Annotated in this window: 8 protein-coding genes; 3 read left to right on the top strand and 5 right to left on the bottom strand. The window is 65.7% G+C overall.

From position 1 onward, the window contains the following. Positions 1-52: 52 nt before the first annotated feature. Positions 53-607, top strand: coding sequence for a sarcosine oxidase subunit gamma (locus tag ALII_RS0113260; RefSeq protein WP_024587792.1), 555 nt, complete (start codon positions 53-55; stop codon positions 605-607). Here ALII_RS0113260 and ALII_RS0113255 read toward each other — a convergent pair. The 5 genes from ALII_RS0113255 to ALII_RS0113235 all read right to left on the bottom strand — a co-directional run bounded on the left by ALII_RS0113255 (position 604) and on the right by ALII_RS0113235 (position 6,580). Then, positions 604-3,294, bottom strand: a complete 2,691-nt coding sequence (locus ALII_RS0113255) for an EAL domain-containing protein (protein WP_024587791.1) — start codon at positions 3,292-3,294, stop codon at positions 604-606. The genes ALII_RS0113260 and ALII_RS0113255 overlap by 4 nt on opposite strands. Positions 3,295-3,430: 136 nt before the next feature. After that, positions 3,431-4,207, bottom strand: coding sequence for a glucose 1-dehydrogenase (locus tag ALII_RS0113250; protein WP_024587790.1), 777 nt, complete (start codon positions 4,205-4,207; stop codon positions 3,431-3,433). 23 nt (positions 4,208-4,230) lie between these two features. Continuing rightward, the gene (locus tag ALII_RS0113245; RefSeq protein WP_024587789.1) at positions 4,231-5,265 is read right to left on the bottom strand and encodes a phosphotransferase family protein; all 1,035 of its coding nucleotides are present in this window, start codon (positions 5,263-5,265) and stop codon (positions 4,231-4,233) included. Next, positions 5,262-5,753 (bottom strand): MaoC family dehydratase, encoded by a 492-nt coding sequence (locus tag ALII_RS0113240; protein WP_029660512.1) that lies wholly within the window; start codon positions 5,751-5,753, stop codon positions 5,262-5,264. The genes ALII_RS0113245 and ALII_RS0113240 overlap by 4 nt, the downstream gene beginning before the upstream one ends. Before the next feature lie 11 nt (positions 5,754-5,764). Then, positions 5,765-6,580, bottom strand: a complete 816-nt coding sequence (locus ALII_RS0113235) for an SDR family oxidoreductase (RefSeq protein WP_024587787.1) — start codon at positions 6,578-6,580, stop codon at positions 5,765-5,767. Between the two features lie 156 nt (positions 6,581-6,736). Between ALII_RS0113235 and ALII_RS0113230 the strand changes: the two genes are divergently transcribed. Beyond that, entirely contained in the window at positions 6,737-7,381 is a 645-nt protein-coding gene (locus tag ALII_RS0113230) for a TetR/AcrR family transcriptional regulator (RefSeq protein WP_024587786.1), read from the top strand. Positions 7,382-7,395: 14 nt separating this feature from the next. Beyond that, positions 7,396-8,628, top strand: coding sequence for an acyl-CoA dehydrogenase family protein (locus ALII_RS0113225; protein WP_024587785.1), 1,233 nt, complete (start codon positions 7,396-7,398; stop codon positions 8,626-8,628). The last annotated feature ends 101 nt before the right edge of the window (positions 8,629-8,729 follow it).

Here is an 8,729-nt window from a genome sequence, read left to right as displayed (position 1 = left end):
GATCTCCCCCCTTGAGGGGGAGATGTCCGGCAGGACAGAGGGGGGTGCTTTGATGCCGACCGTAAACGCCGAACCAGCCACCCGCCGCCCCATCCTCGTCGGCCGCCAGACCGCCGCGCCGAACGCCACGGTCACCGTCGCGCCGCCGGCATCGCGTCTGTCGCTGCGCGCGCCATCCGAAAGCGTCGCCGCGCTTTCATCCGCGCTCGGCCTCACTCTCCCGACCAAGCCCAAAACCACCGCTTCCGCCAACGCGCGCCACGCGCTCTGGCTCGGCCCGGACGAATGGCTCGTCATCGACGAGACCGGCGCGGACCTCGCGGCGCTCCTGAAGCCAGTCACCACCTTCCATTCCGCCGTCGACGTCTCGCACCGCAACGCTGCCTTCGTCGTCTCGGGGAAGGGCGCAGCTACAGCCATCAATGCCGGCTGTCCGCAGGATTTGTCGCTCGCCGCCTTCCCGGCAGGCGCCGCCTCGCGAACCATCCTGCACAAGATCGAGATCGTGCTTTTCCGCACCGGGGACGACGAATTCCGCGTCGAGTGCTGGCGGTCCTTCGCCGACTACGCCTTCACCTTCCTCACGGAAGCCGCGCGCGACGCTTAGGACGCTTTCCTCAGCCGGCGCTCATTGGCGAAGCCGATGAGTTCGCGGGCGGGCATCGGCCTTGCCAACGCATAGCCCTGCAGGGCGTCGCAGCCGAGGCGTTGGAGGATGTGGGCGTGCTCCATCGTCTCGACGCCTTCGGCCAGCACCTGGATGCCGAGCGAGTGGCCCATCTCGATGATCGAGCCGAGCAACTGGCGCTGGGCGAGCGAGCCGACGATCGGCTGGACGAGCTGCCGGTCGATCTTCAGCCGTTGCGGCTTTAGCTTCAAAAGCGAGACGATCGAGGCGTAGCCGGTGCCGAAATCGTCGATCTCGACGTCGATGCCGATCGATTTCAGTTCGTCGACATGCGCCATCAGGCGGTCGTCATGCTCGTCGAGGAAGATCGATTCCACCAGTTCGAAGGCGATCCGCCGCGGTTCGATCTGCATCTTGCGCAGCCCCGCGAGCAGGTCCGCATTGTGGAGACGTCGCGCCGACACGTTGACCGAGGCCTGCGGCACGCGCAGGCCCTGCAACTCCCACACGCCGAGCTGCGCGACGGTCGCCTCCAGCATCCGGCTGTCGATCTCCTGCACGACGTCGAGTTCCTCGGCGACCTTCAGGAAATAGGCCGGGCCGAGCAGTCCCTTTTGCGGGTGCTCCCAGCGCGCCAGCGCCTCGACGCCGATGATCTCGAAGGTCTGGGCGTCGAATTGCGGCTGGTAGTGCGGCACGAACTCGCCGCGTTCGAGGCCCGAGCGGATGTCGTCGGCGATCTGCTTGGTGGTGATGATCTCGGCCTGCAGTTCCTCGGAGAAGAACTGGAAGCAGTTGCGTCCGTTCCGCTTGGCCCGGTAGAGCGCGATGTCGGCATTGACGAGAAGACGGGTCGCGTCGGCGATCGTGTCGGTATCGGCCGCAATGCCCACCGAGCCGCCGATGCGACATTCGTGCTCTTCATAGAGCGTCGGTTCCTGAAGCTTGACGATGATCGTGGCGGCCAGGTCGGCAAGGCTCTCCGCCGAAAGCAGCGCGGCATTGCGCGCCCGGCGCACGACGACGAATTCGTCGCCGCCGACACGCGCCACGAAGTCGGTCGGCCACACCGCCTGGCGCAGCACGTTGGCAGCATGGACCAGCATCGCGTCGCCGGCCGCATGGCCGAGCGTGTCGTTGATTTCCTTGAAGCGGTCGAGGTCGATCTGCAGGATCGCCGCCACCTCCCGGCCTTCGGCGAAGGCCTTCGCATGTTCGGCGATCGTCTCGTCGAGATAGCGCCGGTTGGGAAGGCCGGTGAGCGAATCGTGCAGAGCATTGAACTCGATCCGTTCGCGGATCGATTCCAGCTCGGCGTTGCGTGCCTCCGAAAGGAGGACCGCCATGTTCAGCGCCTCGGCCCGCTCGACATCCTCGGTCACGTCCCAGTTGACGCCAACGATGCGCGGCGGCGCGGTCTCGTCCTGGAACACCGAACCGATGGCGCGAACGTGGCGGATCGATCCGTCGTCGAGGATCAGGCGGTAGTCGGAGTGGTAGCGGCCGGTCTCGCGCATGGCGGCGGAGAAGTCTGCCTCCGCGCGCACCTTGTCGTCGGGATGCAGGCGGCGTGCCCAGAAGGGATAATTGCGGATGCCGGCATCCTGCGGATAGCCGTAGAGCTCGTTCATCCGGTCGTCCCAGATGAGTTCGCCGTTCTGGACATCCATCTCCCAGATGCCGATGCGCGAGGCCTGGACGGCGAGGCGCAGCCGGCGCGACAGGCGCTCGAGTTCCAGCTTGCGCTCGCGCATGTCGGCGATGTTGCGCTGGCGCTCGTCCATCAGGCGGCCCATGATGAAGGTCGGGCCGAGCACCAGAAGGGCGGCGGCGAGCAGCCAGGCATAGAGCTGCCCGCGGCCGGGGATCGGCTGGTCCCAGCCGCCCTTCGGCCGCGCGGCGATCTGCCATGTGCCCGAAGGCAGGAGCACGTCGACGGTCACCGGGTTGTCGCCAAGGACGGATTCGGCCCCGAAAAAGCGCTCGCCGCGCCCGCCGGCAGCATTGCGGCCCACGATGGCGATCTCGATGGCGAGGTCGTCGTCGAGAAGGCCGCTCTGGCGGTAAAGCTGTTCCACGTCGACGATCGCCGAGACGATGCCCCAGAATTCGCGTACGCCCATCGCATTGCGCGAGAAGACGGGGAAGCGGCCGATGAAACCCTGTCCGCCCTGCACCAGGTCGACGGGGCCGGCGAGCACCAGCCCGCCCGAATTGCGGGCTTGGAAGACCGCACCGCGCTGCGATTCGCTTGTCCGGTAGTCGAGCCCGACCGCCCGTTCATTGCCCTCGATCGGATGGATCAGCTTGACTACGAGATCCGGCGCGGCGGCGATGTGGCGGATCTGCAGTTCCTGCGTCAGGAGACTGCCGACCAGTTCGGAAAACTCGGCCTGTTCGATTTGCGGATTGGTTTCGATCGAGGCCACGAGGCCGCGCACGAGCTGGATGTTGGCGTTGATCGAGCCTTCCAGCTTGGCACGCACGAGGCTCGCCTTGGAGAGTACGTCCGAGCGCAGCTTCTGGTCGAAGACGTTCTGGTTCTGGTGAAGGGCGAAGATCGCGGCGGCGACCACGACGATGGTGGCGAGCAGCAGGTGCAGATGGCTGGCGCGTATCCGCCGCAACCCCCTGCGATTGCTTTTCTGGTCCGAAAGCCCGCCCATCGATTGCCCCGACGCTGCCCCAATGCCTGTTGGGCCAAGATGGGCGGGGAGACCTTAAATTAGCATTTAGGCGGCGCAGCATGGCCGGCGTGGGAGGGCAGAAACCGGCTCGCGCCGGCGGCTTTTCCAAACAGGGTTAAATCGCCGTTATGCCGCCATCGGCCGCCAGCGTCTGGCCGGTCATGAAGGAGTTCTGCGGACAGCCGGCGAACAGCATCACCTCGATCACCTCGTCGATTTCGGCCAGCCGGCGCATCGGCACGCCGCGCACCAGTTCCTTCTCGCCCGACGCGGCGTCCTCGCCCAGCGCGCCGAGCGCGTCCGTCGCCATCGGCGTGCGGGCATAGGAGGGGCAGACGGCATTGATGCGGATGCCCTTCGAGGCATATTCGGCCGCCGCCGAGCGCGTCAGGCCGACGACGCCGTGCTTTGCCGCCGAATAGATGCTGAGCCGCGGCGCGCCGGCAATGCCGGCGACCGATGCGACATTGACGATCGCGCCCTTCGATCCGTCGCGGCGATACTGCCGTTCCAGCACCGGCAACTGATGTTTCATGGCGTAGAAGACGCCCATCAAATCGATGTCGACCACACGCCGCGCTTCCTCGGAATCCATCAGCGGCAGCTTCGAGAAGGCATGCGCGATGCCCGCATTGTTGAAGGCGACGTCGAGCCGGCCGAAGCGCGACAGTGCCAGTTCGACGAGATCGCGCGAATGCTCTTCCTGCGCCACGTCGCCCGCAAGCGCCGCCGCCTTGTCCCCAAACGGGCCTGCAACGGCATTCAACTCGGCCTCGCGGATGTCCGAGAGGACGAGATTGGCGCCTTCCACGGCCAGCCGCTCAGCGAGCCTCTTGCCGAAACCGCCGCCCGCGCCGGTGACGATCGCCGTCAGCCCCTCGTAACGCTTCATGTCATGTTCCCCGCTCTGCCGGCTCACTTGCCGGTCTTGATGGTTTCGACGGCCAACTCCGCCAGAAGCGTCACCGCCTGGCCGTAGGTCTTCGCCTTTTCCGGATTGGACGCGTTGCCGTCGAGCGCGCGCTTGTAGACACCCTGGCAGATCGCCGCGAGGCGGAAGAAGGAGAAGGCGACGTAGTAGGTCCAGTTGTCGATGCCCGCAATGCCGCGGCGCTCGCAATAGGCCTCGACATACTCGGCTTCGGTCGGCAGGCCGAGCGCCTTGCGGTCGATGCCGCCCAGGCCCTTGAAGGCGGAAGTGTGCGGCAGGCGCCACTGCATGCACTGGTAGGAAAGGTCCGCATAGGGATGGCCGAGCGTCGACAGTTCCCAGTCGAGCACCGCGACCACCTTCGGTGCGTCGGCCGCGAAGATCATGTTGTCGAGCCGGTAGTCGCCATGGACGAGCGAGACGACGCCGTCATCGGGAACCGCATGGGCCTCGAGCCAGGCGAGCAGCGTTTCCATGTCCTCGATGCGGCCCGTCTCGGACGCCCGGTACTGGCTCGACCAGCGCGCGAACTGGCGGTCGAAATAGCTGCCCGGCCGGCCGAAATCGGCAAGCCCGGCCGCCTCGACATCGACCGAATGGAGCGCCGCCAGCACCCGGTTCATGTCGTCATAGATCGCCTTGCGCTCGGCATTGTCCTTCGCGTCCGGCAGGGCAGGGTCCCAGAAGATGCGCCCGTCGACGAAGTCCATCACGTAGAACATACGCCCGATCGGCGAATCCTCGGGTGCCAGATGAACCATGTTCGGCACCGGCACGCCGGTCCCGGCCAGCGCCTTCATGACGCGGAACTCGCGGTCGACCTGGTGGGCCGATTTCAACAGTTCGCCCGGCGGCTTGGCGCGCAGCACGTAGCGCCCGCTCTTCGCCGTCAAAAGGTAGGTCGGGTTCGACTGGCCGGCATTGAACTTCTTGATGTCACCGAGCCCCGCAAAGCCGGGAATCGCGGCTTCCAGATAGGGGGCGAGCGTTGCCGCGTCGAGCGCGTTGGGATCGCTCATGCCCGTGCTTCCTCGCGTTGCAGGACGGCGAGTGTCAGCCAGCGCGCCGTCAAGGCGGGCTTCTTGACGCCCTCGATCTCCACCGTCACATCGGTCGCCACCTGTATCCAGCCCGACGGCCGCACATTGACGTCGGCAAGGACGAAGCGGCCGCGCACCCGCGCGCCGGTCTTCACCGGGGTGACGAAGCGAACCTTCTCGAACCCGTAATTGACGCCCATTTCGGCATTCGCCAGCGGCGGGATCGATTCATAGGAAAACGCCGAGAGCAGCGACAGCGTCAGGAAGCCATGGGCGATCGTCCCGCCGAAGGGCGTCTCGGCGGCGCGCACCGGGTCGACATGGATGAACTGGTGGTCGTCGATCGCTTCGGCGAACATGTCGATCATGCCTTGCGTGACCGTGCGCCAGGGCGACACGCCGATCTCGTTGCCGACATTCGCCACCAGCCGGTCGATATCGACCGGCTCCAGACGGGGACCTTCCATGGCTGAAACCCTTATTCCTTGAACAACGACATGCCGTGCTGGACGGACTGCCCGCCATCGATCGGCAGAATCGCGCCCGTCACGTAACTTCCGGCTTTCGAGCACAGATACAATGTCGCTCCCGCAATGTCATGCGGTGCGCCGATCCGGCCGAGCGGAACGCGTGAGCCGACATGGTCGGCCTGTTCCTCGGTCGCCGTCGCAAAGGCCGTCATGCGGCTCTGGAAGGGGCCGGGCGCAAAGGCGTTGACGGTGATGCGCCGCCCCGCGAGTTCGATCGCCAGCGTGCGCGTCAAGTGATGCACCGCCGCCTTCGAGGCGGTGTAGGAATAGGCGCCGTCGGCGATCGGCTGCGTGCCCATCACCGATCCCAGATTGACGATACGCGCCGGGTCCTCGTCGCTGGCCGCGCGTTCGAGCTCGGGCAGGAGTTCGCGCGTCAGGTGGAAAAGCCCGGTGACGTTGACGTTCATCACTTTCGCCCAGGCCGAATACGGAAATTCGGAGAGTTCCGCCCCCCAGGAGATGCCGGCATTGTTGAACAGGATGTCGAGCTTGTCGGTCCGGTTCCTGACCTCGGCGACGAGGGCGGCGACGCCTTCCTCCGAGGACACATCGCCGCCGAAGCCCTCGGCGGTGCCGGGCGTTCCAAGCGCATTCAGTTCCTCGGCGGTGCGGGCGCAGTCATGTCCCTTGCGCGAGGCGATCAGCACGCGGGCGCCGCCATGCATCAGGGCGGTCGCCGCCATGCGGCCGATGCCGGTCGCCGCGCCGGTGACGAGCGCGGTCTTGCCGCGCACGGAATATAGGTCTTCGATAAAGCTCATCGTTCCTCCCGGGGAAGTTTCGCCGCGACGTTCGGAAGCCGCGTTGACAACATACCCGATAGTATGTTCATCATTCGGCGTCCGTAAAGGCCCTTCGTGAAAACCGGCAAAAGACTGGTGGAGGGCTTGCAGAAGGGCGGGAGGAAATCGGTTCGAATGGGCCTCGGCATACGGGAACGCACGCTCGACAGTTCGCGCAGCGCCATCTTGGAGGCGGCGGCGCGCTGCTTCCACGAGCGCGGATATGCGGCGACGTCGATCGACGACGTAGCCCGGGCGCTGCAGTCGACCAAGGGCCGCATCTACCATCACTTCGAATCCAAGGCCGACCTCTTCGCCGAGGTCTTTCGCGTCGGCATGGACATGAACTATGCCGCGCTCGAACCGCTGCGCAGCATGAAGGGCGAGGCGCATCAGCGCTGGCGGCGTTTCGCCTGGGTCCATGTCGACCAGATGATCACCACGCGCGCCTTCCAGCGCGTCGTCTGGATGGGCGTCGAGATGCACCTCGTGGGCGCGCCGACGCCGCATCAGCGCGCGCTGTTCGAGGAGCTGTTCGAGACGCGCTCGCGATATGGCGACATTTTCCGCACCCTCATCGCGGAGGGTCGCGAGACCGGCCACTTCCAGTTCGCCAATCTCAGCGTCGCGAACCAGTTGATGTTCATGACGCTCAATTCGCCGATCTTCTGGTATTCGCCGCGCACCGGGGAAACCCGCGCCGATATCGAGGATCTCATCGCCCAAGTCGTCACCTGCGCCTGGCGCGGGCTGGGCGGCACGGAAGGAACCAGCAAATGAGCGTCAATCCCGAGATGAACCTCGCCATGAGCGAGAAGGTCAAGCCGCTGCACGAGAAGGTCGCGCGCATGGTGCGCGAGGAGATCATGCCGCTCGACGAGGAGTTCCTGTCCGAGATCGGCAAGGATGGCGACCGCTGGACCCATACGAAGCGCCAGACCGAGATCATGGAAGGGCTGAAATCCAAGGCGCGCGAGCGCGGCCTTTGGAATTTCTGGCTCACCCATTCCGACCAAGGCTACGGCCTCTCCACCGTCGAATACGCCTATCTCGCCGAGGAAATGGGCAAGGCGCATCTGGGCGCGGAGACCTTCAACTGCTCCGCGCCCGACACCGGCAACATGGAAGTTCTGGAGCGCTACGGCGCGCCCGAGCACAAGGAGCGCTGGCTGAAGCCGCTCCTCAACGGGGAAATCCGCTCCGCCTATCTGATGACGGAGCCGGACGTCGCTTCGTCCGACGCCACCAACATCGCCATGAGCTGCGTTCGTGACGGCGACGACTACGTCCTCAATGGCGAGAAATGGTGGTCGTCGGGCGCCGGCGACCCGCGCTGCAAGATCTACATCACCATGGTCGCTTCCCCTTCAGCCGACCGCCCGAAGCACCAGCAGCATTCGATGATCCTCGTGCCCGCCGATGCGAAGGGCATCACCAAATTGCGCGCCATGCTGGTCTATGGCGACGACGACGCGCCGCACGGCCATCTGCATCTGAAATTCGAGGACGTGCGCGTCCCGGCGTCGAACCTCATCCTCGGCGAGGGCAGGGGCTTCGAGATCGCGCAGGGCCGTCTCGGGCCCGGCCGCATCCACCATTGCATGCGCGCCATTGGCCAGGCCGAAATGGCGCTCGAACTGATGTGCAAACGCTCCTTGCGCCGCGAAGCCTTCGGCAAGAAACTCGCGCAGCTCGGCGCCAATTTCGACATCATCGCGGAGTGCCGCATGGAGATCGAAATGGCGCGGCTCCTCTGCCTCAAGGCGGCCTGGATGATCGACCAGGGCGACAAGAAGGCCGCTGCGCCGTGGATCAGCCAGATCAAGGTCGTGGCCCCGCGCGTTGCGCTCAAGGTCACCGACGAGGCGGTGCAGATGTATGGCGGGCAGGGCATCAGCCAGGACACCCCACTCGCCCGCTCCTGGACCCACCTGCGCACGCTCCGCCTCGCCGACGGCCCCGACGCCGTCCACCGCCGCCAGGTCGCCCGCGAGGAACTGAAGAAATACACGCAGGAGAAGGTGTGATGATGAAAGCCATCGTCGCCCGCGACTACGGACCGCTCGACCACCCGGTTCGCCCTACGACACCCCCACCCTTACCCTCCCCACAAGGGGGAGGGAGTCAC

Source organism: Aliihoeflea sp. 2WW (assembly GCF_000497755.1).
GTDB lineage: Bacteria > Pseudomonadota > Alphaproteobacteria > Rhizobiales > Rhizobiaceae > Aliihoeflea.
The sequence above is the reverse complement of the archived record's forward strand: the minus strand, read 5'-3'. Positions and strand labels throughout refer to the sequence as shown.